The organism is Pseudomonas sp. JQ170C, from assembly GCF_035581345.1.
GTDB lineage: Bacteria > Pseudomonadota > Gammaproteobacteria > Pseudomonadales > Pseudomonadaceae > Aquipseudomonas.
The window spans coordinates 1,973,662-1,997,769 of sequence record NZ_CP141608.1 but is presented as its reverse complement, the minus strand read 5'-3'; the positions used below and the strand labels follow the sequence as shown (position 1 = coordinate 1,997,769).

Genomic DNA, 24,108 nt, shown 5'->3' with positions numbered 1-24,108 from the left:
GTCCAGGCACAGATCGAACAGGCCCTGGCCGAAGCCCGGCAGCGTTATCTGTTTTTGTTCGACACCATGGACGAAGGCTTCTGCATCATCGAGTTCTTCGATGGCCCCCACGGTCCACTCAGCGACTACATCCATATCGAAGCCAACGCAGCCTATGCCAAACATGCGGGCATCGAGCATGTGGTCGGGCAAACGCTCAGGGGCATGGTGGGCGCCGAGGCCGATGACTGGATCGAGCGTTACCGTCCGGTGTTACTGACGGGCGAGCCGGTGCGCTTTGAACAGGAACTGGTCGCCACCAGACGCTTCCTGAGTATCTGTGCATTTCGCATGGAACCGGCCAGCCGCGGTCAAGTGGCGGTGCTGTTCCAGGACATCACCGAGCGCATACGGGCGCAAGGCGCGCTCAAGCGGCTCAATGAAGGCCTGGAGCAACGGATAGCCCAGGCCGTGGCTGAACTCAAGCAAGAACAGCATCAACTGCACAAGGCCGAAGAAGCCTTGCGCCAGTCACAGAAAATGGAAGCCGTAGGCCAGCTCACCGGCGGCATCGCCCATGACTTCAACAACCTGCTCACCGGTGTATTGGGCGCCCTGCAGATCTCGCGCAACCTGCTGGCCAAAGGTCGCCACCAGGACGTTGACCGCTTGCTCGGCACCGCCGAGGAAGCCTCCAACCGCGCGGCGTCGTTGATCCAGCGATTGCTGGCCTTTTCCCGACGCCAGTTGCTGGAGCCGCGCCCCACCGATGTAAACGCGCTGGTGGTCGGCATGGAAGAGCTGATCCGTCGCAGCGTCGGCCCGCAGATCGAAATCAACGTCATCACCAGCACCCCGCCGTGGCAGACCTTCGTTGATCCGCCACAGCTGGAAAATGCGTTGCTCAATCTGTGCCTCAACGCCCGCGATGCACTGCCGGGCTACGGGCACATCAGCATCGAGACCCGCAACGTGCTGCTCGATACCCAGGACGCGGCGCTGCTTGACCTGACACCCGGGCACTATCTGCGCTTGAGCGTCAGCGACGACGGCACGGGCATGTCACCCGAGGTGCAGCGGCGGGTATTCGATCCGTTTTTCACCACCAAGCCCGTGGGCCAGGGCACCGGCCTGGGCCTGTCGATGGTCTATGGGTTTGTGCGCCAGTCCGGTGGCCAGGCGCGGGTGCAGTCCGCGCCGGGCCAGGGCACCAGCATCCATCTGTACTTGCCGCGCCTTGAGCAGGACGAGAACCCGGGCGGCTGATCAGCGCCCGCCGCCCAGATCGACGAAACTGCCGGTGGAATAGGACGCCTTGTCCGACAGCAGCCAGATGATCGCCTCGGCCACTTCCTCGGCCTGGCCGCCACGGCCCATGGGGATGCCTGGCTCAAGCTTGCTGACCCGGTCCGGGTCGCCGCTCAGGGCGTGGAAGTCGGTGAAGATATAGCCTGGGCGCACTGCATTGACCCGTACGCCCTCTCCCGCCACTTCCTTGGCCAGCCCCACGGTAAAGGTATCCAGCGCGCCCTTGGTGGCGGCGTAGTCGACGTACTCGTTGGGCGACCCCAGGCGGGCGGCGACCGATGACACGTTGACGATGCTGCCGCCCTGGCCGCCGTGGCGCGTCGACATGCGCTGCAAGGCGTGCTTGGCGCACAGGATCGGCCCGACCACGTTGGTTTTCATCAACTTGAGCAGGCGGAATTCCGACACCTCCTCGACCCGGCTTTTCTGCCCGATGGTCCCGGCGTTATTGACCAGCGCGGTCACAGGGCCCAGCTCGGTATCGACGCGGTGGAACAGCTGGATGATTTCGTCTTCGACACTCACGTCGGCCTTGACCACGATGGCCTCGGCACCCAGCTCACGCACCTCGGCCAGCACACGCTGGGCCGCCTCGTCGTCGCTCAGGTAGTTGATGCAGATGCGATACCCCTCACGGGCCGCCAGGCGTGCCGTTGCGGCGCCAATGCCGCGGCTGGCGCCGGTGATCACGATGACCTTGTCCATGGATACTCCTTGCCCCCAATGGTGCTGAGCCCTCAAGGCTAACGCAGGAAGCGGCCGGCGAAAAGCTGCGCCCTACAGCCTTCGTCATTACAGGCGCGCGAGGGCAACTGACAAATCTGTAATCTGCGTCTCAGTTTTCTGACAGTCGCCACTGACTACTGTCGAGCCACCATCGCTACTGGATTGGCAATGACATGCTCCGACATCCCTCCCGCCGTACCTTCGTCAAAGGCTTCGCCGCCGCCAGTACCCTGGCCGGCCTTGGCCTCTGGCGCCTGCCCGCCTTTGCCGCCAGCACCCCGCTGGGCAATGAACTCGCCGGCCGCGACTTCGACCTGTTCATTGGCCAGACGCCGGTCAACATCACCGGCCGACCGCGCACTGCACTGACCATCAACAACAGCCTGCCAGGCCCGGTGCTGCGATGGCGCGAAGGCGACACAGTGACCCTGCGCGTGCGCAATCGCCTGGCCGAGCCGACCTCGCTGCATTGGCACGGCATCATCCTGCCGGCCAACATGGACGGCGTGCCGGGCCTGAGCTTTGCCGGCATCGAGCCCGGTGGCGACTACCTCTACCAGTTCACCCTGCAGCAAAGCGGCACCTACTGGTACCACAGCCATTCCGGCCTGCAGGAACAGGCCGGGGTGTACGGCGCGATCGTCATCGAGCCCAAGGCACCCGAGCCTCATCGCTACCAGCGCGACTATGTGCTGTTGCTCAGCGACTGGAGCGACCAGGCGCCCGATGAACTGATGGCCACGCTGAAAAAACAGTCCGACGCCTTCAACTACCACAAGCGCACCGTCGGCGACTTCATCGACGACGTGGCGCTGCACGGCTGGTCGAAGACCGTGGCCGAGCGCAAGGGCTGGGCGCAGATGCGCATGAGCCCCACCGACCTTGCCGACATCAGCGCCGCCACCTACACCTACCTGCTCAATGGCCAGCCCCCGGACGGCAACTTCACCTGCCTGTTCCAGCCGGGTGAAACCGTGCGCCTGCGCCTGATCAACGGCTCGGCCATGAGCTACTTCGACTTCCGCATCCCGGGGCTGAAGCTGACGGTAATCGCCGCCGATGGCATGCCGGTGCACCCGGTGACGGTGGATGAACTGCGCATCGCCGTGGCGGAAACCTACGATGTGCTGGTACAGGTCGGCGACCTGCCCGCGTACACCCTCTATGCCCAGAGCATGGACCGCACCGGCTATGCCCGCGGCACCCTGGCCCGCAGCGCCGGATTGAGCGCACCCGTGCCGGCACCCGACCCGCGGCCGATCCTGACCATGGCCGACATGGGCCACGGCGGTATGGACGCAATGGGAGGCATGGGAGGCATGGGTGGCATGGACCACAGCAAGATGGCCGGCATGCAGGGTATGGACCACGGCGCCATGTCCGGCATGCAGGCCCACCCGGCCAGCGAAACCGGCAATCCGCTGGTCGACATGCAAACCATGAGTCCCAAGCCCAACCTCGCCGACCCGGGCATTGGCCTGCGCAACAACGGTCGCCGGGTACTGACCTACGCCGACCTCAAGAGCACCTTTGCCGACCCCGACGGCCGCGAGCCGTCCCGGGAAATCGAGCTGCACCTGACCGGCCACATGGAACGCTTCGCCTGGTCGTTCAACGGCATCAAGTTCTCCGACGCCGAGCCGCTGCGCCTGACCTACGGCGAGCGCCTGCGCATCACCCTGGTCAACGACACCATGATGGCCCACCCCATCCACTTGCACGGTTTGTGGAGTGACCTTGAGGACGAGCACGGCCGCTTCCAGGTGCGCAAGCACACCCTCGACATCCCGCCGGGGAGCCGGCGCAGTTACCGGGTCAGCGCCGATGCCCTGGGGCGCTGGGCCTATCACTGCCACCTGCTCTACCACATGGAGATGGGCATGTTCCGCGAGGTACGCGTCGATGAATAAGCCATTCAATCGCCCATGGCTGGGCAGCCTGGCCGTACTCGCCCTGCTGGCCAGCGAAGACGGCCGTGCCCAGCAGATGGACCATGCTGCAATGAACCACGGCACGATGGAGCACGGCAGCATGGGCCACGGCACTATGAACCACGCCACGATGGACCACGGCGCCATGGATCATGCTCAGGCCCCGGACACGCCGCGCACGCCCCTGCGCCCCATCACCGACGCCGACCGTCGCGCCGCCTTCCCGCCCTTGCCCGGTCACACCGTGCATGACAAGCAGGTCAACTGGGCGGTGATCGTCGAGCAACTGGAGTACCAGAACTACGACAGCCGCGACGTGCTGAACTGGAACGCCAATGCCTGGATCGGCGGCGACATCGACCGGCTCTGGCTGCGCACCGAAGGCGAGCGTGAAAACGGCGTCACCCACAAGGCCGAACTGCAGGCACTGTGGGGACATGCCATCAGCCCCTGGTGGGAACTGGTGGGCGGCGTGCGCCAGGACTTCAAACCGGCCAGCGGCCAGGCATGGGCGGCATTCGGCATTCAGGGCATGCCGCTCTATGGCCTGGAACTGGAAGCCACTGCCTATGTGGGTGAGCGTCAACAAACCGCGCTGCGTCTGGAGAGCAGTTACGCTATCCTGCTGACCAATCGCTGGATACTCGAGCCGTCCCTGGAGGCCAATTTCTATGGCCGCAACGACGCCAGCCGCGACCAGGGCAGCGGCCTTGCCGACAGTGAAATCGGCGTGCGCCTGCGGTACGAGATCACCCGTGGATTTGCCCCTTACCTGGGCGTGAGTTTCAACCGGAGCTACGGCAATGCCGCCGAACAGATCCGTGATGACGATGGCGACATCGGCCAGACCCGCCTGGTCGCTGGTGTCCGCCTGCGTTTCTAGTCTTGGAGAGTGACCATGTTGAGCAAGAAAATCGCCGCTTTCGGCCTGCTGGCCCTGAGCACCCTGGCCCAGGCCGGCCAGACCATCGACGTCTACCGCGACCCCAACTGCGGTTGCTGCAAGGAGTGGATCACCCACCTGCGCGACAACGGCTTTACCGTCAATGACCATGTCGAGCCGAACATGAGCGCGGTCAAGCAGCGCCTGGGCGTGGCACCACGCCTGGCTTCGTGCCACACCGGCGTGATCGACGGCAAGTTCGTCGAAGGCCATGTACCGGCCGAGCAGGTCAAGCTGCTGGCCAAGCGCTCCGACCTCAAGGGCCTGGCCGTACCGGGTATGCCCATGGGCTCGCCGGGCATGGAAATGGGCGATCACAAGGACGCCTACGAAGTCATTGGCCTGACCCAGGATGGCCGCGACGAAGTGGTCGCCAACTACTGATCTGCCCTGAATGTTGAGTGAATGGGCGCTGTTTCTCAGCGCCTTTGGCGCCGCCACCCTGTTGCCGCTGCAATCGGAAGCCGTGCTGGTGGGCCTGTTGGTGCGCGACCCGCAGGCGGTGGTCAGCCTGCTGCTGATTGCCACCGCCGGCAATGTGCTGGGCTCGATCGTCAACTGGCTGCTGGGCCGCGGCATCGAGCACCTGCGTGACCGGCGCTGGTTTCCGTTCAAGCCCGCCCAACTGGAAAAAGCCCAGCAGCGATACCAGCGCTATGGGCAGTGGTCGCTGCTGCTGAGCTGGATGCCGGTGATCGGTGACCCGTTGACCCTGATCGCCGGGATCATGCGCGAACCGTTCTGGCGCTTTTTGTTGCTGGTGACCGTGGCCAAGGCCGGTCGCTACCTGGTGCTGGCCCTGGTGACACTGGGCTGGATGCAACATTGAATCCTTGCGGGCGGGTACAGTCTGAGCCTGAACCCACGGCTCAACACGGAGTGCCCCCATGCTGCGCTTATCCGCCCTGGCCCTGAGCGGCCTGCTCGCCAGCCACGCCTTCGCCGCCCAGCCCCCGACCTATGGCGCGCAACTCGAAGGTTTCAGCTACCCCTACCCCCTCAAGCACTTTGACTTCCAGTCCCAGGGCCAGCCCCTGCAGATGGGCTACATGGACGTTGCCGCCAGCGGCAAGGCCAACGGCCGGACCCTGGTACTGATGCACGGCAAGAACTTCTGCGCCGCCACCTGGGAAACCACTATCAAGGCCCTGAGTGACGCCGGCTACCGGGTTATCGCCCCGGACCAGATCGGCTTTTGCAGCTCCAGCAAACCGGCGCATTACCAGTACAGCTTCCAGCAACTGGCCGACAACACCCACGCCCTGCTCAAGCAATTGGGGGTCAGCAAGGCCAGCCTGCTCGGCCACTCCACCGGCGGCATGCTCGCCACCCGTTATGCCTTGCTCTACCCCCGGCAGATCGAACGCCTGGCGCTGGTGAACCCCATCGGCCTCGAGGACTGGAAAGCCCTGGGCGTGCCCTATCGCACCGTCGATCAATGGCATGAACGCGAGCTCAAGCTCAATGCCGAAGGGGTGCGCAACTACGAGCGCAACACCTATTACGCCGGGCGCTGGAAGCCCGAGTACGAGCATTGGGTGCAAATGCTGGTAGGGCTCAACCAGGGGCCCGGGCACAAGGCGGTGGCGTGGAACTCGGCGCTGATCTACGACATGATCTTCACCCAGCCGGTGGTCTATGAATTCAAGGATCTGCAGATGCCGACCCTGCTGCTGATCGGCGATGCCGATACCACCGCCATCGGCAGCGACATCGCCTCACCCGAGGTCAAGGCCCGGCTCGGTCACTACAAGACCTTGGGCAAGGAGGTGAGCAAGCTCATACCCCAAGGCGAGCTGGTGGAGTTCCCGGGCCTTGGGCATGCGCCGCAGATCGAGGCGCCGGAGCGCTTTCATCAGGCCCTGCTCGGTTGGCTGGGGCGCTAGCGCCCCCAGATCTGTGCTTCGGTCCAGCCCAGCTCGGCGAAGTCCTGGGCCCGCAGGTGGGCTTCGTCCTCGCAGAAGAACTCGTCGAGCTGTGGCGGCCTGACCGACGTGTCGCTGAGCATGCCGTGGACCTGCCCGCGATGGTGGATCTGGTGCTCGAACAGATGCGAGAGCAGGCGCAACCGCTGTTCGCGCTGGACCCAATCAGGCCGCACCATGCTCACATAGCGCTGTAGCTGGTCGTCGCGCAACTGGCTGCAATAGGCAATCAGGCGGTGGTCGGCCTGCGCCTGCTCGTCATACAGGGCTTCACAGGTGGCAAAGGGTTCCTGGGGCTCGAAGAAGCGTTCGGTGTCGGGCTCCGGCGCCTCGCCGCGCTGCTCGGATTCCAGGGCGTTGAGGTAGAACCAGTCCACCGTGAGGATGTGGTTGAGGGTCGCCTTGATCGACCCGAAGAAACTGCAGCGTTGCGCCACGAACTCGTCCTGGCTCAATTGCAGGCAGGCCTTGTAGAGCCTGTGGTTTGCCCAGCCGTTCTGGTAGGCCATGGTCAATAGATAATGCGAAAGCGAAAGCGGCTGCATGATCGACTCCTTCAACAGAAGCGTTGCAGTTGCATCTCCCGCAATCGGCTCAGCGTTCGCCGGAACGGGAACTCCAGATACCCTTGAGTGTAGAGCGCTTCGAGCGGTACTTCGGCTTCAAGGTACAGGGCGACCCGACGGTCGTAGCATTCATCGACCAGCGCAATGAAACGCCGCACGCTGTCATCGTGAATCGACAACTGCGGCAACTCACGATCGCCAGCGACCACCCGCTCGGCGCCGTCCTCGGTACCCCGGGCAATTTTCGCCGGACGCTGGCGGGCGCCCAGGGCGGGCACATCACTGAGCAAGATCGCCTTGAAGGTATCGCACAAGGCCATGAAATCCATGGCGGCCAACGGCTGCTCGCACAGGTCGGCGTAGCGGCACCAGATCACCGTGGCGCCGCGCTGCACCACCTGGATCTGCCGGGAACCCACCTGCACAGGCTGATCGGTGCACCCTTGCTCGCCCCGCAGCAGGGTGAACACATCGCCCAGCGCCTGGGGCTGCCCGGGCTCGCGTACCCAATAGCGCTGTTGCGCAGCGCCGGGGTGCAGGCGGTGGTCCTGGTCACCAATGACCGGCTGCACCTGCATGTGTTGCTCGATCGCGGTAATGGCCGGCAGGAAACGCTCGCGGTTGAAGCCATCGGCATATAGCTGGTCGGGCGGTTGGTTGGAGGTGGCAACAATCACCACACCGGCCTCGAACAGCACCTGGAACAAGCGCCCGAGAATGATCGCGTCACCGATGTCGTTGACGAACAGTTCATCGAAGCACAGCACGCGGATCTCTTCGGCCAGGGACAAGGCCAGCGCCTGCAAGGGGTCGGCGGTGCCGTTGAGCTGGAACAGGCGCTGGTGCACCCAACGCATGAAATGGTGAAAGTGCTGACGCCGGGCGGGTACCTGCAGGCAGGCATGGAACTGATCCATCAGCCAGGTCTTGCCCCGCCCTACCGGGCCCCAGAGGTAGACGCCCTGCGGGGTTTCACCACGCTGCAGGGCCTTGAAGCACGCGTCCAGGGCGCTGGCAGCCTGAGCCTGGGCCGGGTCACTGACAAAGCCGTCCTGGTCGATGGCCTGTTGGTAGAGGCGCAGGGGGGAGCCGGGCATGGAAAGGGCCTGTAGGAAAAAGGCCCATTCTGGTGCTGAAGCGGATCGCGGGCAAGCCGCAGGAGGTAGGAGCGGGCTTGCCCCGCGATTGCGGTTGGTCAGGCACATCGTCTCGCGGGGCAAGCCCGCTCCTACAGGTCCAGGCGCACTTTGAGCAGTTGGCCATCCTCGGCATCGGTGAGCAGATAGAAGTAACCGCCTGGCCTCACCTGCACATCCACTTTGTCGCCATCAAGCTGCAGGCAGCTCCTGATTCAGGTAGGAGCAACTGTCTTGGCCAACATTTTCATAGCAGGCACAGTCAACCACCTGGTGGAAGCAACTGTCTTCACCCTGCCATTCATCACCGCATTGGCGACTGCTACGCAGTCGATCGCAGCCTGTCGGCAGCGGCTACGGGCGATGTAGCCGCTGCCGAGGTACGAGGCTGCGATCGGCCGCGCAGCGGACGTAGAGCGTTTCCCGGACTGATCGCAGTGGGGCTTGCCCCGCGATTGCGGTTGGTCAGGCACATCGTCTCGCGGGGCAAGCCCGCTCCTACAGGTCCAGGCCCACTTTGAGCAGTTAGCCATCCTCGGCATCGGTGAGCAGGTAGAGGTAACCGCCCGGCCTCACCTGCACATCCACTTTGTCGCCATCAAGCTGCAGGCAGCTCCTGATTCAGGTAGGAGCAACTGTCTTGGCCAACATTTTCATAGCAGGCACAGTCAACCACCTGGTGGAAGCAACTGTCTTCACCCTGCCATTCATCACCGCATTGGCGACTGCTACGCAGTCGATCGCAGCCTGTCGGCAGCGGCTACGGGCGATGTAGCCGCTGCCGAGGTACGAGGCTGCGATCGGCCGCGCAGCGGACGTAGAGCGTTTCCCGGACTGATCGCAGTGGGGCTTGCCCCGCGATTGCGGTTGGTCAGGCACATCGTCTCGCGGGGCAAGCCCGCTCCTACAGGTCCAGGCCCACTTTGAGCAGTTGGCCATCCTCGGCATCGGTGAGCAGGTAGAGGTAACCGTCCGGTCCTACCCGCACATCACGGATGCGTGCATCGAGTTCACCCAGCAGGCGCTCTTCGTGGACCACTTTGTCGCCATCAAGCTGCAGGCGGATCAGCTCCTGGTTCAGCAGGGAACCAATGAACAGATTGTGGTCCCAGGGCTTGAAACGGGGGTTGTCGTAAAAGGCCATGCCGCTGATTGCCGGCGACTTTTCCCAGACATGATGGGGATCGACCATGCCATCCACATGCTCACCCTTGGCCTCGGGAATGGGCAGCAGCGAGTAGTTGATGCCGTGGGTCGCGATGGGCCAACCATAGTTCTTGCCAGGTTTGGGGATGTTGATTTCATCCCCGCCACGAGGTCCGTGCTCGTGGGTCCACAACTCGCCGGTCCAGGGGTTGAGCGCCGCACCTTGCTGGTTGCGATGGCCGAACGACCAGATTTCCGGCCTGACGTTTTTCTGCCCGACAAAGGGGTTGTCTTTCGGTACCGTGCCGTCGGGCAGGATGCGCACCAGCTTGCCCTGCAGCTTGTCCAGGTCCTGGGCCGTCGGGCGCTGGTTGTTCTCGCCAAGGGCGATGAACAGGTAGCCGTCGCGGTCGAACACCAGGCGCGAACCGAAATGGTTGCCCGTGGACAGCTTGGGTTGCTGGCGGAAGATCACGTTGAAGTCTTCAAGTTTGGCCATGTCGGTCGACAACCGCCCCCGTCCGACCGCCGTGCCCGCCTTACCGTCCTCCCCCGCCTCGGCAAAACTCAGGTACACCAGGCGATCCTGCTTGAACGTTGGCGACAACACGACATCGAGCAAGCCACCCTGGCCCTGGGCCCAGACCACCGGCACACCGCCCAGCGGCGCGCCGACCTTGCCCTCGGCACTGACAATGCGCAAGTTGCCCGGGCGTTCAGTCACCAGCATGCCTTTGCCATCCGGCAGGAACGCCAGGGCCCAGGGGTTGTGCAGGCCTTCGGCCAGGGTGCTGACCTTGACGGTGCCCTCCTCGCTCTTGAAATCGCGCTCGGGAGCAGCATGGGCCAACAACGGCAACAGAGCCGCCGTCAACAATGTGGGTATCCAGGTGCGTGCAGACATCAGCGTTTCCTTTCGAGGGGGCCGCATCACGGCGTGCGAGTCGACTCGCGGGGCGGTCGGGTGGGTTCCAGGCGCGGCGCGGACTGCTCGCGGCGCATGTCCTGGCCATTACCGATGCCCCGGTTCTCAAGGGTCGGCTGGCGCGGAATGGGTTGGGTCGACGGGCCACGCACCGGCGGTGCGGGTTGCACACTGCCCTGGCGGCTATTGGGGTTGGCCCGCATGATCGGGCTGTTGTAAGGGTTGTTCGGCGAGGCAGCCAGCTGCAGCGGTGCCTGCGCGGCCTGGACCGGCGCAAGCAACAACAGGCTGAGGGACAGGCCGGTCAGGCCCGGCAGTGATCTGTTCACGGGTTCACCTCCTGCGCGAATCGACGCGCCCAAGCATTGGATAGCCTAAGGCGCGCCAGGTTCGTCAGGGAACCGTGATTTCTCCTACACGTGATTCATTTTGTTTCCGACTCACACGTCCACTTTGTGGCGCGCGGCGTACAGACACAGCATCTCCATCGCCAGCGTCGCACCCGCCAGGGCGGTGATATCGGCGTGGTCGTAGGCCGGTGCGACCTCCACCAGGTCCATGCCCACCAGGTTGATGCCGCGCAGGCCACCGATAATCTCCAGCGCCTGCACCGTGGTCAGCCCGCCGCACACCGGCGTACCGGTGCCGGGTGCATAGGCTGGGTCCAGGCAGTCGATATCGAAGGTCAGGTACACCGGGTTGTCGCCCACCCGCTGGCGGATCGCCTCGATGATCGCCTGGCAACCTTGCCGGTGTACCTGGCGTGCATCGAGCACGGCAAAGCCCTGGGTATCGTCGTTGGTGGTGCGCAGGCCGATCTGTACCGAACGCGCAGGGTCGACCAGGCCTTCACGGGCGGCGTGCCAGAACATGGTGCCGTGATCGACCCGCCCACCGCCTTCTTCGTCGGGCCAGGTGTCGCTGTGGGCGTCGAAGTGGATCAGCGACAGCGGACCGTGCTTGCGGGCATGGGCCTTGAGCAGCGGATAGCTGATGAAGTGGTCGCCCCCCAGGGTCAGCAGAGCGCAGCCTGCTTCAAGGATGTGTTCGGCATGGGCCTGGATGCTGTCCGGTATCGTCTGGGGGCTGCCGTAGTCGAAGTTGCAATCGCCATAGTCGATCACCGCCAGGTGATCGAACGGATCGAACGCCCACGGCCAATGCCGGGCCCAGGCCTGCTGCACCGAGGCTGCGCGAATGGCCCGCGGGCCGAAACGCGCCCCCGGCCGGTTGCTGGTGGCGGTATCGAACGGCACGCCGCTGACCACCACATCGACACCGCGCAGGTCGCGGCTGTAACGGCGCCGGGAAAAACTGGTGATACCGGCAAAGGTGTTTTCGGCAACGGTGCCATACAGGCTGTCACGGGTCATGGCCTGGTCGTTGTTCGGGGCGAGATCCATCATCGGGCTCCTGGTTCTGTTGTTATTGGCGGCTACGGAAGGTGGTCCACAGGCGGGTGCGCTGGCGCATGTCGGCCAGGCTCATGCTGCGGTCGGCAAACAGCCGCGCGCGCACGTCATCCGAGGGGTAGATATCCGGGTCGCTGCGCACCGCCTCGTCCACCAGCACGGTGGCCGCCTTGTTGGCGTTGGCGAAAAACAGCGTGTTGGTCAGCGGCGCCACTGAATCGGGGCGCAGCATGAAGGCGATAAAGGCCCGCGCCGCCTCCGGGTGCGGCGCGTCCTTGGGGATGACCAGGTTGTCTTGCCAGATGATCGTGCCTTCGCGGGGGATCCGGTAGATCACCTGATAGGGCTTTTCGGCCTGGCGGGCCTGGTCGGCGGCCATGGCCGCGTCACCGTTGTAGGTCAGCGCCAGGCACACACTGCCGTTGGCCAGGTCGTTGATCTGCCGGCCGTTGGCCACGTAGCTGATCGAGGGCTGCAATTGCTGCAGCAGCGCCTGGGCGGCCGCCAGGTCATCCTTGTTGCGGCTGTAGGGATCTTTGCCCAGGTAGTGCAGGGCCACGCCGATCACCTCCTGGGGCGAGTCGGACATGGCGATCCCGCAGTCCTTGAGCTTGCTGGCGTATTCGGGCTTGAACAGCAGGTCAAGGCTGTCCAGCGGCGCATCGCCAAGCCGCTGGCGTACCGCCTCAAGATTCATGCCCAGGCCCAGGGTGCCCCAGGTGTACGGCACAGCGTACTGGTTGCCGGGGTCCACTTCGGCCAGCTTGGCCAGAAGGTCCTTGTCCAGGTTGCCGTAGCCGGGCATCGACTGTGCCTTCAACGGTTGCAGCGCCCCTGCCGCCAGTGCCCGCGCCAGCAGGCTGGAAGACGGCACCACCACGTCATAACCGCTGCCGCCAGTGAGCAGCTTGGTTTCCAGCACTTCGGTGGTGTCGAAGGTGTCGTAGCGCACCTTGTAGCCGGTTTCCTTTTCAAAGCGCTGCAAGGTCTCTGGCGCCACGTAGTCGGCCCAGCTGTAGAGGTTGAGGACTTTATCTTCGGCCTGCACCGGCAGCGCCAGTATCAGGGGGAGCAACCACAGGGTCGTACGCATGTCGGGCACCTTTGTCAGTGGATGCCGCCAGCATGCACGCCGGGTTACATTGCTAAAATGGCAAGTTACTTAACCTGACATTCAGCAGGAGCAATGCTTGATGCTTGGACAACTGCACGACCTCGACCTGCACCTGCTGCGGCTGTTCGTCACTGTAGTCGAGGCCGGCGGCTTCAGTGCCGCCCAGGGCGTGCTGGGCCTGAGCCAGCCGAGCATCAGCCAGCAGATGGCCCGCCTGGAAACGCGGCTGGGTTATCGCCTGTGCAGCCGTGGCAAAGGCGGCTTTCGCCTGACCGCCAAAGGTGAGGTGCTGCTCAAGGCCACGCGGGAGTTGCTGGTGCAGATCGAAGCCTTCCGCCACCAGGCCAACGGCGTGGCCGGGCGTTTGCTGGGCGAGGTCCGGGTGGGTATTTCCGAAGCCCAGGACAGCAGCGTGACCCTGCGCCTGGCCCGGGCCATCGAGCGCTTTCGTCAGCGTGATGAATCCGTGCGCCTGGAATTGGTCAGCGCCATGCCGGCCGACCTTGAGCGCCAGTTGTTGCAGCAGCGCCTGGACCTGGCCATCGGCTACTTCTCCGGCAAGCAGTCGGCCTTCGACTACACGCCGCTGTTCGAGGAAACCCAGCGCCTGTACTGCGCCAGCCACCACCCGTTCGCCGGCCAGGCGCACGTAAGCCTTGAGCTATTGCGTGAAGCCGACCCGGTCGAGCACCCCTACCGCTTCATGGAAAACCCCGACCCGCTCACGGGCGGTCGGGGGGCGGCGCGCTCCGAGCAGGTCGAGGGTGCCCTGGCATTTATCCTGTCGGGGCGTCATATCGGCTACCTGCCCTGCCACTTCGCTGCGCCCTGGGTCGAACGCGGGCTGTTACATGGGCTGGACCCGGCGCTCGACTTCCAGGTGCCCTTCGTACTCGCCCGCCACCGTGCCCAGGTGCCCAGCGACGCCCAGCAGGCCTTTGGTGACGACCTGCTGGCTGCCTTCACCTGACTCAGTACGCCATCGACCAGGTCAGGGTGTAGGTGCGACCACGGCCCTGGTAGTCATAGAGGTACTCCGGGCCGTAGGTCGGCGAGTAGAACAGCGTCGCGCGCTGGCCCCAGACGGTGCTGTACTGCTTGTCGAGCAGGTTCTGGATGCCGGCGCTGAAGGTACCGAAGCCGGTGTCCTGACTGCCCAGCAGGTCGAAGGTGGTGTAGCCACTGATCTCGTGGTCGGCATCGTCTTCGAGGGTGAACGCATGGTTGGCCTGCAGGCGCGCGCTGCGGCCCTCCTGCTTCCAGCCGACAAAGGCGGTGGACTTGGACAGCGAGGCGTAACGGGCGTCACGCTTGATCCAGTCGCCGTCCTGGTCTTCTTCCTCGGAGCGCACCAGGTGCAGGGTGCTGCCCGCTTCCCAGCCGCTTTCAAAGTGACGGGTCAACGCACCTTCGAAACCGAAGTCCCGGCTCTTCTGGTCCTCGACGTTGATGGTCAGGGTGGCCATGTCGGTGGTGATGATCTTGTCCGACCAGATGTAGTACACGGCGGCCTGGGCGTCCCAGCCCAGGTCGGCATAGCGCCAGCCCATCTCGACCTGACGGCTCTTGATACCCGCCAGCGGGTTGTCTTCGACACTCAGGCCGGGCTTGCCGTAGTACTTGGCCGGGTCTGGCAGGTCGAAGCCTTCACCGTAGTTGGTCCACACCTGATGACCGTTCTTGAAGTCATAGATGGCGCCCAGGTTGAACAGGTTGACCTGGTAGTCGTTGGTGCCGCCGGGCACGCTCTTGAAATCACCGACATCCACGTCCATCTGCTGGCGCCGGGCGCCACCGGAGACGGTCAGGTTGTCAGTGGCGTGCCAGTCCAGCTGGGCGTAGTACGACAGGCCGTCTACCCGGTAGCTGGGGTAGCGCGGGGCCTCGCTGGCCTTGTCCAGGTCCAGGCCGCCGCTTTCGGATGAAGTCAGCGCATCGAAGGTGGTCTGGTCGGCATTGAAACGCTCGCGGTCCAGGTCCACGCCATAGGTCAGCTTGAGGGTGTCCCACTGCTTGGCGAACAAGGCCTTGAGGCTGCTGACTTCAAAGTTCTGCTGCGAGGCGGCAAAGTACACCCCCTTGGAACCGGCCGGTTTGCCGGGGTTGTAGTACGGGAACGGGTAGAAGTTGTCGTCTTCCTTGCGATAGGACGCCTGCAAGTAGAAATCCTGGCCCAGTACATCGCTGTGGTGGTAGTTGGCATTGAGCAGCAGGCGCTTGGTGCGCGGCTCCAGGTCGGTGGAGTAGCCGCTGCGCAGCTCGGCATCTTCGAGGTCCGAGGGGGCGTTGTAATTCAAGTTGGGAAAATAGATCCCGGTGCTGCCGTGGTTGCCCGAGTCGTAGTACTGGGCCAGCAAGTCGAGGCTTTGCTCGTCGTTGAACTTCAGGCCCAGGCTGCCGAGCACGTCGATGGTGCGGTTGTATTGCAGGTCGGTCTGGGTGTTGTCGATGAAAATCTGGTCACCGGCGCCATCGTAGAAGGCTTCATTCTGTTCGCCCGAGATACCCAGGCGCGCATTCACACGCTCGTTGCCGCCACTGACCGACTGGGCGATACGGGTCGAAAGGTCGTCGCTGTTGTTGAAACCGCTGCTGGCGCCCAGCTGGGTTTCAAAGCGCGCCGGGCCTTCCTCGCCCTTTTTGGTGACGATATTGATAATGCCGCCGGTGGCGCCGCCGCCGTAGATGGCACTGGCGCCGGAGAGCACCTCGACCCGCTCGACGTTGAACGGCGAGATACTGTCGAACTGGCGCGACAGCCCGCGCGAACTGTTCTGGCTGACCCCGTCAATCATCACCAGCACATTGCGACCGCGCATGTTCTGGCCGTAGTTGGTACGCCCTTCCGGCGCCAGGTCCAGGCCCGGTACCAGCTTGCCGATGGCTTCCTTGAGGCTCACCCCACTGTTGATCTGCTCGTTGAGCTGCTGCTGATCGACCACCCAGACAGTGCCGGGAATTTCGCTGATGGCGGTGCTGGTACGCGAAGCGACACTGACTTCGATCGGCTTGAGACTGACACTGGCCGGCGTTGCCTGGGCCTTGCGCAGAATCACCGTGCGCGCATCGCTGAACTGCCAGCTCATGCCGCTGCCGGCCAGCAAACTCTGCAGGGCCTGGGCGATGCTGTAGCGACCATTGAGGGCCTGGCTGTGCAGGCCGGCGACATCCGAGGTGGTGTACAACAAGTGCAGACCGGCCTGATCGGCGAACGCGGTCAGGGCCTGATCGAGGTTCTGGGCCGGCAGCTCCAGGGTGACTTCACGGTCTTGCTGGGTGCTGTTTTGCGCAGCACTGGCAACCTCGGCCGCCTGAACCCAGACCGGCCCGAGCAACGCCGCAACGGCAGTGGAGGCCAGCAGCGCGTGTTTGAAATAGCCACTGGAGGGGGCGATAGACTTCACTGTTTTCTTCCAGGCAAAGGGTACAAATGAGAATGAATTACTGATCAGTCTCACTACGACGATTTGGCGAAGAAGAACTTGCAGTACGAAAGTGAAATTATTTTCAAACCAACCGTAGGAGCGGGCTTGCCCCGCGATGGGTCCCTGCCTGGAATGCACGTATCGGCAAGATTCAAGGGCCATCGCGGGGCAAGCCCGCTCCTACAGCAGCCCAAAAGTACAGCGCTGGCCAGCAAGAGCGCAGCGAATTGTGCTTTTGATCTTGATCTACCTGCCCCGTTAACCAGAAGGGCCGAACGGAGGTGTCGTGGAGGGGCTAGCGCGCAGCGCCTTCGGCGAATGCCGAAGATGCGAAGCGTAGCGTTGCTTGCAACGCGTAGCTCGCAATGCCCCGTAGCGACACCGCAGTGAGGGGACTCGCAGCGAAGCGCAGAGCCCCTGGTGGGGCAAGCCCTTTGCTTACTTTGGGGCGTTTGCCAAAGTAAGGCGCCGTAAGGGCGCAAAGGTGATTCAGCGTCACCCTAGCCAATGGATAAGACCACCAACACCAACACCTCATCGCGAGGCCGGTGATGGTCCTACCCGATGTGCACGACTCGGGGGCCATCGCGGGGCAAGCCCGCTCCTACAGACAGCGCAGACCAGCAAGAGCGCAGCGAATTGTGCACTTGATCTTGATCTGGCTTTTGATCCACCTGCCCCGTTAACCAGTGAGGGGACTCGAAGCGCAGCGCAGAACCCCTGGTGGGGCAAGCCCTTTGCTTACTTTGGGGCGACTGCCAAAGTAAGGCGCCGTAAGGGCGCAAAGGTGAATCAGCGTCACCTTGGCCAATGGATAAGACCACCCATACCAACACCTCATCGCGAGGCCGGTGATGGTCCTACCCGATGTGCACGACTCAGGGGCCATCGCGGGGCAAGCCCGCTCCTACACAAGCCGGTCAATACACCACGGCCAGCCAGGGCAGATAGGTGACCTTGAGCGCATACCGCTGCTCCAGCGTACGCAACAACCCTTGCGGATCATCCAGGTCGAACACCCCACTGACCTGCATCGCCCCCAACTGCTGATCCGACAACACAATGCGCCCATGCTGATAACGCTCAAGCTCAGCCAGCACCTCACGCAACGGCTTGCCATTGAAAATCAGCTTGCCCCGCTGCCAGGCCGTCAGCGCCCGCGCATCCGGGGTGGCCTGCAACACCCGGTCCCCCACCTGCGCCTCACCCTGGGCAATCACAACCCGGCTACCGCTGCCGTCGCGACGCACACTGAACACCGCCCCGCTCCCCTGCACCGGCTCACCACCGGCATCGACCACGAACGGACGCGGATCACTGGCAGGCTCAAACAACGCCTCACCCGCCTTGAGCATCACCCGCCGCTGGCCATCGGTGAAATCCACCGATAACGCACTGGCGCTGTTGAGCAGCACATGCGAGCCATCGGCCAGGGTAATACGCTGCTGCTGACCCACCGCGGTGTGGTAATCGGCGAGCAAGGCCGGTGCCTGCTGCCAGCCGCCATACCCCACCAGCGCCAGCACCAGCGATGCCGCCAGGGCCGAACCCCAGCGACGGCGACGCGGCGCAGGCACAGTCAGCTCAGCGGCTGCCCGGGTCTGGCCCAGATCGCCCCACAAGGCTTCGGCTTCCAGCGCCGCCTGCGTATGCCCGGGGCTGAGGGTGCGCCAACGCAGGTAACGCTCACGGTCGGCATCAGTGGCGTTGCCTGAATGCAGCAACACCTGCCAGTCGAGGGCATCGTCGGAGATATCGCTGATCGGCTGCGGTGCAGGCATGGGGAGGGCATCAATCATGGTTGTGTTTGAGCCAGTCGCGGCAGTGGCGCAGGGCCTGGCCGATGTATTTTGCCACCATGCTCTCGGAAACGCCCAGTTGTTGTGCGATTTGCGCCTGGGTCAGGCCCTCGACACGGTTGAGCAACAGCGCCTGACGGGCATTGGGCGATAACTGCAGCAGCGCCTCATCCAGTTGTTCGAGACGCTCGCGGGCCAGCAGGGCCGCCTCGGGGGCGGGCGCCGGGCACGGCACCTCGCGCGCCGCCTCGCTGTCATCGAGGTTGCCGGCCAGGCGCTGCTCGCGCCGCAGGGTATCGATGGCCAGGTTCCCGGCCACGCGGAAAATGAAGCTGCGCGCGTGCAGCACAGGCAGGTCCTGTTGCTCGATCTTGACCAGTTTGAGGTAGGTTTCCTGCGCCACGTCGGCCGCACGCTGACGGTCGCTCATGCGCCGGGTCAGGAACTGCAGCAGGTCATCGTAATGTTCCTGGAAGCTGGCAAGCAGCCCGGACACGGGAGACGTCAACATGGAGGAATTCGATGGGCCTTGGGAACGGAAGTCAGACGTTAATGAGAAACAGTATCGTTCATAACGTCAACGGCTTTCAACGTCGCCGTGCATTTGCCCCACTGAAACCACTTTGCCCACCTGCCCAGCCGTGCCCAGGCCCGCTCGCCTGATGCACCACGCAAGACCTGGGAGATCGCCGTGGCGGGCTCGCCACGGCTCAACGCACGGTTACTTGGCCGCGGCCATCAGCTTGTTGACTTCACTGCGCACCATGTTGGCGAACTCGGGCGGCGACATGCCGTCCAGTTCGGCGCGAACCCATTCGGCCCACTTGCCCTTGCGCCGGGGCTTTTCGGCAATCAGCCGGGCGGCCTCGCCCTTGGCCTTGCCCAGGTTGGTCTGCCAGAGCTCGAACAGACGTGCTTTCTCGTCCTCGATCTGCGCCCGTTCGGCGAAACTCTTGTTGGCCAGATTGAAACTCATGAGGGGGTGTCCTGCCGCTGAAAAATAGGCGCTATCTTACACTGTAGCCGCCACAGCCCTACAAACCGCTGCAACTTTCCGCACCCGGCGGCATCCACTGTTCAATGCCCATCAACTGACGAGGAAGTGTCCATGGCCAGGAAAAACACCGTGCAAGCCGAAGCTGAGCAAATCAAGGACCAGGCGTTCAGCGAACTGCAGGCGTTGATCGAAGAATCGGAAAAACTGCTCCAGGACAGCGCCAAGCTGGTGGGCGAAGACGCCGACACGCTGCGTGCCCAGATCGGCCTGAAGCTCAAGCAGGCGCGCGAATCGGTCGGGAATGTGCGCAACAAGGCCCAGCCGGTGGTCGATGCCACCCAGGACTACATCGGTGGTCACCCGTGGCAGACCGTCGCGATTTCGGCGGGATTCGGATTGGTGGTGGGCTTGCTGCTGGGACGTCGCCCCTGAGGTAGGAGCGGGCTTGCCCCGCGATCGGCCTTCAATCCTGCACACGGTTCAAGGCCGATCGCGGGGCAAGCCCGCTCCTACTCCCGTCAGCGCAAGCTCAATGCCTGCACCACTCCACAGGCAATCGCCATTCCCACCAAGGCAGGCAATGTCTCTGCCTCCATGCGTTTCATCACCCGCGCCCGGTAGAGGTCGACGGTCTTCACGCTGATTTCAAGCTGCTCGGCAATTTCCCGGTTGCTGAACCCCTGCACCAGCGGCACGAACACGTCGCGCTCACGCGGGGTCAGGCTGTCGATCCGCACCTGCACCTGGTCACGCGGCCCGCTGCCGGCAAGGGTCTGGGAAGATTGATCGAGCGCAGACTGGACCGCATCCAGCAACAGCTGGTCGTTGTAGGGTTTTTCAATGAAGTCACAGGCGCCCGCCTTGAACGCCCGCACCACGATCGGTACATCGGCATGGCCGCTCAGAAAGATCACCGGCAACTCGACGCCGCGCCCGCGCAAGGCTTCCTGAACACCCAGCCCGCCCATCCCCGGCATGCGCACATCCAGCAGCACGCAAGCGGGCAGGTGCCCGTCACAGGCATTCAAAAACGCCTGGCCGCTGGTGAAGGGCAGCGCCTGGATACCCACCGACTCCAGCAGCCAGACCGTGGAGTCGAGCATGCCCTGGTCGTCGTCGACCACATAGACTTTCGGTTGCTGCATTACACATCCTCAATCGCGGAACCGGCCACCGCCGACAGCCGACAACTCAAAATCAACCCGCCCGCCTCGCCCGGCTGCGCCTGCAAGGTGCCGCCAAAGCCCTCGATGATACTGCGGCTCATGCTCAAGCCAAGGCCCAGGCCTTCCGGCTTGCTGGTGGTGAAGGGGGTGAAAATACCATCCAGGCGGTCGGGTGCCACACCCGGGCCCTGGTCACTCACGTCGATCTGCACCTGCCCTGCGACCAGTGCTGCGCTGAGCACGATACGCGAGGGTTGCCCTGAGTGCTGCTCGCGGTTGGCATCGATGGCGTTGCGCAGCAGGTTAAGCAACACCTGTTCGAGCAGCACCCGATCGGCATACACCGAGGCCAGCGAATCGGCGATCTGCAGCACGATGCTCACCTGATCGCGGCTGGCCTCCCAGTCGCACAGCCGCACCGCCTCTGTGGCCACATCGCCCACGCGCAAGGCCTGCAGGCGCCGAGGCTCCTTGCGCAAAAAGGCACGCAGGCGCTTGATCACTTCGGCGGCGTGGGTGGCCTGCTCACTGATGCGTTGCAACCCCTGGGACACCCGGTGCGCGGCCTGCGGATCACGGTCCAGGGCCTGCAGGTAACGCTGGCTGGCACCGGCATAGTTGACCACCGCCGCCAACGGCTGGTTGATCTCATGGGCAATCCCCGAGGCCAGTTCGCCCAAGGTGACCAACCGCGCGCTGTGGGCCAGTTCGTCCTGGTGGCGCCGTTGCTGGCTCTCGCGCAGTTCACGCTCGGTCATGTCGCGCGCCACCAACGAGTAGTAGCGCTCGCCGCCCGTGCCGCGATGGGCCAGCAGCACCAGCGACACGGGAAACGCCGCAGTGCCCTGCCAGGGTATCAACCGCGTCTCGGCGTGCCAGACCCCGCCTTGCTCGGCGCATTGCCAGCCTTCGCGGTCCAGCCGTTGCTGCAGGGCCGGGTCCAGCAGGGCCTGCAACAACGGCAGCGCATCGACGTCCTGCAACCCCAGCGCCCGGCGCGCCGAACCATTGAGGTAACTCAGGCGCCCGTCACGGTCGGTAAACAGCACAAGGTCGGTATTGGCCTCCACCACTTCGGCCAGCCGTCGACGGTTTTCCTGGGCCTCGATCCGCACGCTGATGTCCCGCGAGACGCTGACGATCTCTACCACTGCACCGGTGTAGGTCTCGCGAATGGCGCGGCTGGCGATCTCGAACCACAGGTACCGACCGTCCCGATGACGCACCCGGCAGGTCATGGTCTGGTAGCCGTCCTGCTCCAGGGCCTGGGCGGCCTGCGCGAGCGATTGCTGGCGGTCCTGCTGATGGAACAGCGACTGCACCGGCACCCCGCGCAGCTCCTCGGGCCAATACCCGAGCAAACGGTAGGAGGCAGGCGAAGCATCCAGAAAACAGCCATCGGGGCTGTGTCGAGAAATCAGGTCGGTGGTGTTCTCGGTAATCAGCCGATACAGGCGCCGCGCCTGGCTGGCCTCGCGTTCAGCCAGGCGCTCGGCTGTGGCATCACGGCAGCGCGCCAGCACCTGATCGGTGCCGGTGGGGATGAAAGTCCAGAGCAGGATGCGCCCGGCCACCGATGCTTCGACATCACTGATGGCCCGCGCCTGGCTCAGGCAGGCAGTGACCAGCGCCGGGAAATTGCTCGGTAGCCAATAGTCCACCGAACGTTCGGGCCAGGGGCCGAGCATGGCCTGCAGCGCCGGGTTGACCGCCAGCACGGCTGCAGAGGCGTCCAGGAGCAAGCTGGGCTGTGGGTCGCAGGTGAGCAAGGGGGGCGTCATGGGAGCAGTCAAAGGGTAACCTCGAAGCCGTATATGGTACTTCTACTATATTGCTATAGTCTATCTTCCAAGTACCATAGCGTTTCACGTAAAAAACGTGACAGCGAAGGGCCCGCCCTTCACGACACCTGATCAGAGCTAACAATCAGCCACCGGGAGTTGTACTGCGCCACGCGCCGACTCCCTGCACAGGAACATTGCATGTCGATCTTCTCCCAGGGCCTGGCGCCCGCCCCTGTCAATCACCAGGCCCTGAGCCCCTTGAGTTTCATCGAACGCACGGCGGCGGTCTATGGCCACTACCCGGCGGTGATTCACGGCGCCATCCGGCGCAACTGGCAACAGACCTATGAACGCTCCCGTCGCCTGGCCAGTGCCCTGGCCGGACGCGGCATCGACCAGGGCGACACCGTCGCGGTGATGCTGCCCAATATTCCGGCGATGCTTGAAGCGCACTTCGGCGTGCCGATGATCGGCGCGGTGCTCAATGCCCTGAACGTGCGCCTGGACGCCGAGGCCATTGCCTTCATGCTCGAGCATGGCGAGGCCAAGGTGCTGATCACCGACCGCGAGTTCCACAAAGTGATCGAAGGCGCCCTGGCGCTGATGGAATACCCGCCGCTGGTGGTCGATGTCGACGATCCGGAATACGGCGAGGGCCAGGCCGTCAGTGACCTGGACTACGAGGCCTTCCTGGCCGAAGGCGACCCTGACTTCGCCTGGCACTGGCCCGAGGACGAGTGGCAGGCCATCTCGCTGAACTACACCTCCGGCACCACCGGCAACCCCAAGGGTGTGGTCTACCATCACCGCGGCGCCTACCTCAACGCGCTGGGCAACCAGATGACTTGGGCCATGGGCAACCATCCGGTGTACCTGTGGACCCTGCCGATGTTCCACTGCAACGGCTGGTGCTACCCCTGGACCGTTACCGCCCTGGCCGGCACCCATGTATTCCTGCGCCGGGTCGACCCCCAGAAGATCCTCACCCTGATCCGCGAACACCAGGTCACCCACCTGTGCGGCGCGCCCATCGTGCTCAATGCCCTGATCAACATGCCCGAGTCGGCCAAGGCGGCCATCGACCATCCCGTCAATGCCATGGTGGCCGGCGCGGCACCACCCGCCAAAGTGATTGGCGCGGTGGAAGAGATGGGCATCAAGGTCACCCACGTGTACGGCCTGACCGAGGTCTATGGCCCGGTGACCGTCTGTGCCTGGCACGCCGAGTGGGACGAGCAGCCATTGGCCGAGCGGGCCCGGATCAAATCCCGCCAGGGCGTGCGCTACCCCACTCTTGAAGGCCTCATGGTCGCCGACCCACAGACCCTGGAGCCGGTGCAGCGCGACGGCAACACCCTGGGCGAGATCTTCATGCGCGGCAACACCGTGATGAAGGGTTACCTGAAAAACCCCGAAGCCACGGCCGAAGCCTTCCGCGGCGGCTGGTTCCACACCGGCGACCTGGCGGTGTGGCATGCCGACGGTTATGTCGAGATCAAGGACCGGCTCAAGGACATCATCATTTCCGGTGGCGAGAACATTTCCACCATCGAGGTGGAAGACACCCTCTACAAGCACCCGGCTGTGTTCGAGGCCGCCGTGGTGGCCCGTCCGGACGAAAAGTGGGGCGAGACACCCTGCGCCTATATCACCCTCAAGGCCGGTTTCGAGCAGACCCGCGACACCGAGATCATCAGCTTCTGCCGCGAGCACCTGGCGGGCTTCAAGTTGCCCAAGACCGTGATCTTCAGCGAGTTGCCGAAAACCTCCACCGGCAAGATCCAGAAGTACCTGCTACGTGACTGGGCCAAGGCGCTCTGACCCCC

20 protein-coding genes and 2 pseudogenes are annotated in these 24,108 nt (G+C 64.0%); 9 read left to right on the top strand and 13 right to left on the bottom strand.

Annotation, left to right across the window (positions count from 1 at the left end):
- Nucleotides 1-66: 66 nt before the first annotated feature.
- Nucleotides 67-1,215: pseudogene (locus U9R80_RS09395) on the top strand (ATP-binding protein); the annotation flags it as partial.
- Between the two features lie 30 nt (nt 1,216-1,245).
- Here U9R80_RS09395 and U9R80_RS09390 read toward each other — a convergent pair.
- Nucleotides 1,246-1,992 (bottom strand): SDR family oxidoreductase, encoded by a 747-nt coding sequence (locus U9R80_RS09390; protein WP_301841594.1) that lies wholly within the window; start codon nt 1,990-1,992, stop codon nt 1,246-1,248.
- Nucleotides 1,993-2,186: 194 nt separating this feature from the next.
- Between U9R80_RS09390 and U9R80_RS09385 the strand changes: the two genes are divergently transcribed.
- The 5 genes from U9R80_RS09385 to U9R80_RS09365 are packed head-to-tail and all read left to right on the top strand — an operon-like array spanning nt 2,187 to nt 6,773.
- Nucleotides 2,187-3,923, top strand: coding sequence for a copper resistance system multicopper oxidase (locus U9R80_RS09385; RefSeq protein ID WP_301841596.1), 1,737 nt, complete (start codon nt 2,187-2,189; stop codon nt 3,921-3,923).
- Entirely contained in the window at nt 3,916-4,827 is a 912-nt protein-coding gene (locus U9R80_RS09380; RefSeq protein WP_301841598.1) for a copper resistance protein B, read from the top strand. The genes U9R80_RS09385 and U9R80_RS09380 overlap by 8 nt, the downstream gene beginning before the upstream one ends.
- 15 nt (nt 4,828-4,842) lie before the next feature.
- Nucleotides 4,843-5,271, top strand: a complete 429-nt coding sequence (locus U9R80_RS09375) for a DUF411 domain-containing protein (RefSeq protein WP_301841599.1) — start codon at nt 4,843-4,845, stop codon at nt 5,269-5,271.
- Nucleotides 5,272-5,281: 10 nt separating this feature from the next.
- Nucleotides 5,282-5,716, top strand: a complete 435-nt coding sequence (locus U9R80_RS09370) for a YqaA family protein (RefSeq protein ID WP_301841600.1) — start codon at nt 5,282-5,284, stop codon at nt 5,714-5,716.
- Between the two features lie 58 nt (nt 5,717-5,774).
- Nucleotides 5,775-6,773: an alpha/beta fold hydrolase gene (locus U9R80_RS09365; protein WP_301841601.1), complete on the top strand. Its 999-nt coding sequence runs from the start codon at nt 5,775-5,777 to the stop codon at nt 6,771-6,773.
- Here U9R80_RS09365 and U9R80_RS09360 read toward each other — a convergent pair.
- The 6 genes from U9R80_RS09360 to U9R80_RS09335 form a co-directional block, all read right to left on the bottom strand.
- Entirely contained in the window at nt 6,770-7,357 is a 588-nt protein-coding gene (locus U9R80_RS09360; RefSeq protein ID WP_301841603.1) for a DinB family protein, read from the bottom strand. The two genes, U9R80_RS09365 and U9R80_RS09360, sit on opposite strands and share 4 nt — an antisense overlap.
- 11 nt (nt 7,358-7,368) lie before the next feature.
- Nucleotides 7,369-8,475 (bottom strand): cell division protein ZapE, encoded by a 1,107-nt coding sequence (zapE, locus tag U9R80_RS09355; RefSeq protein WP_301841604.1) that lies wholly within the window; start codon nt 8,473-8,475, stop codon nt 7,369-7,371.
- Between the two features lie 943 nt (nt 8,476-9,418).
- Nucleotides 9,419-10,564: a PQQ-dependent sugar dehydrogenase gene (locus U9R80_RS09350; RefSeq protein ID WP_301843181.1), complete on the bottom strand. Its 1,146-nt coding sequence runs from the start codon at nt 10,562-10,564 to the stop codon at nt 9,419-9,421.
- Nucleotides 10,565-10,590: 26 nt separating this feature from the next.
- A complete protein-coding gene (locus tag U9R80_RS09345) occupies nt 10,591-10,914 on the bottom strand; it encodes a hypothetical protein (RefSeq protein WP_301843180.1) in 324 nt (107 codons plus the stop codon).
- A gap of 111 nt (nt 10,915-11,025) precedes the next feature.
- A complete protein-coding gene (speB, locus tag U9R80_RS09340; RefSeq protein ID WP_301843178.1) occupies nt 11,026-11,988 on the bottom strand; it encodes an agmatinase in 963 nt (320 codons plus the stop codon).
- 22 nt (nt 11,989-12,010) lie between these two features.
- A complete protein-coding gene (locus U9R80_RS09335) occupies nt 12,011-13,090 on the bottom strand; it encodes an extracellular solute-binding protein (RefSeq protein ID WP_301843176.1) in 1,080 nt (359 codons plus the stop codon).
- Between the two features lie 100 nt (nt 13,091-13,190).
- On the opposite strand from U9R80_RS09335, the gene U9R80_RS09330 reads away from it, so the two are divergent.
- Nucleotides 13,191-14,081, top strand: a complete 891-nt coding sequence (locus tag U9R80_RS09330; RefSeq protein ID WP_301843174.1) for a LysR family transcriptional regulator — start codon at nt 13,191-13,193, stop codon at nt 14,079-14,081.
- A 1-nt stretch (nt 14,082) separates the two neighbouring features.
- Here U9R80_RS09330 and U9R80_RS09325 read toward each other — a convergent pair whose 3' ends face one another.
- The 4 genes and pseudogenes from U9R80_RS09325 to U9R80_RS09310 all read right to left on the bottom strand — a co-directional run bounded on the left by U9R80_RS09325 (nt 14,083) and on the right by U9R80_RS09310 (nt 19,311).
- Nucleotides 14,083-16,515, bottom strand: a complete 2,433-nt coding sequence (locus tag U9R80_RS09325) for a TonB-dependent siderophore receptor (protein ID WP_301843172.1) — start codon at nt 16,513-16,515, stop codon at nt 14,083-14,085.
- 941 nt (nt 16,516-17,456) lie between these two features.
- Nucleotides 17,457-18,335, bottom strand: a complete 879-nt coding sequence (locus U9R80_RS09320; RefSeq protein WP_301843170.1) for a FecR family protein — start codon at nt 18,333-18,335, stop codon at nt 17,457-17,459.
- Between the two features lie 4 nt (nt 18,336-18,339).
- Nucleotides 18,340-18,846, bottom strand: a pseudogene (locus U9R80_RS09315) (RNA polymerase sigma factor); the annotation flags it as partial.
- Nucleotides 18,847-19,056: 210 nt separating this feature from the next.
- Nucleotides 19,057-19,311 (bottom strand): hypothetical protein, encoded by a 255-nt coding sequence (locus U9R80_RS09310; protein ID WP_128326314.1) that lies wholly within the window; start codon nt 19,309-19,311, stop codon nt 19,057-19,059.
- 132 nt (nt 19,312-19,443) lie between these two features.
- On the opposite strand from U9R80_RS09310, the gene U9R80_RS09305 reads away from it, so the two are divergent.
- Nucleotides 19,444-19,764 carry a DUF883 family protein gene (locus tag U9R80_RS09305; protein ID WP_301843167.1) on the top strand — a complete coding sequence of 107 codons (321 nt, stop codon included), beginning with the start codon at nt 19,444-19,446 and terminating at the stop codon, nt 19,762-19,764.
- An 86-nt stretch (nt 19,765-19,850) separates the two neighbouring features.
- Here U9R80_RS09305 and U9R80_RS09300 read toward each other — a convergent pair whose 3' ends face one another.
- Nucleotides 19,851-20,477, bottom strand: a complete 627-nt coding sequence (locus U9R80_RS09300; protein WP_301843166.1) for a response regulator transcription factor — start codon at nt 20,475-20,477, stop codon at nt 19,851-19,853.
- On the bottom strand, nt 20,477-22,279 hold the full coding sequence (locus tag U9R80_RS09295; RefSeq protein ID WP_301843164.1) for a PAS domain-containing sensor histidine kinase: 1,803 nt from the start codon (nt 22,277-22,279) through the stop codon (nt 20,477-20,479). The genes U9R80_RS09300 and U9R80_RS09295 overlap by 1 nt, the downstream gene beginning before the upstream one ends.
- A gap of 201 nt (nt 22,280-22,480) precedes the next feature.
- On the opposite strand from U9R80_RS09295, the gene U9R80_RS09290 reads away from it, so the two are divergent.
- Nucleotides 22,481-24,103 (top strand): acyl-CoA synthetase, encoded by a 1,623-nt coding sequence (locus tag U9R80_RS09290; protein WP_301843162.1) that lies wholly within the window; start codon nt 22,481-22,483, stop codon nt 24,101-24,103.
- Nucleotides 24,104-24,108 lie beyond the last annotated feature (5 nt).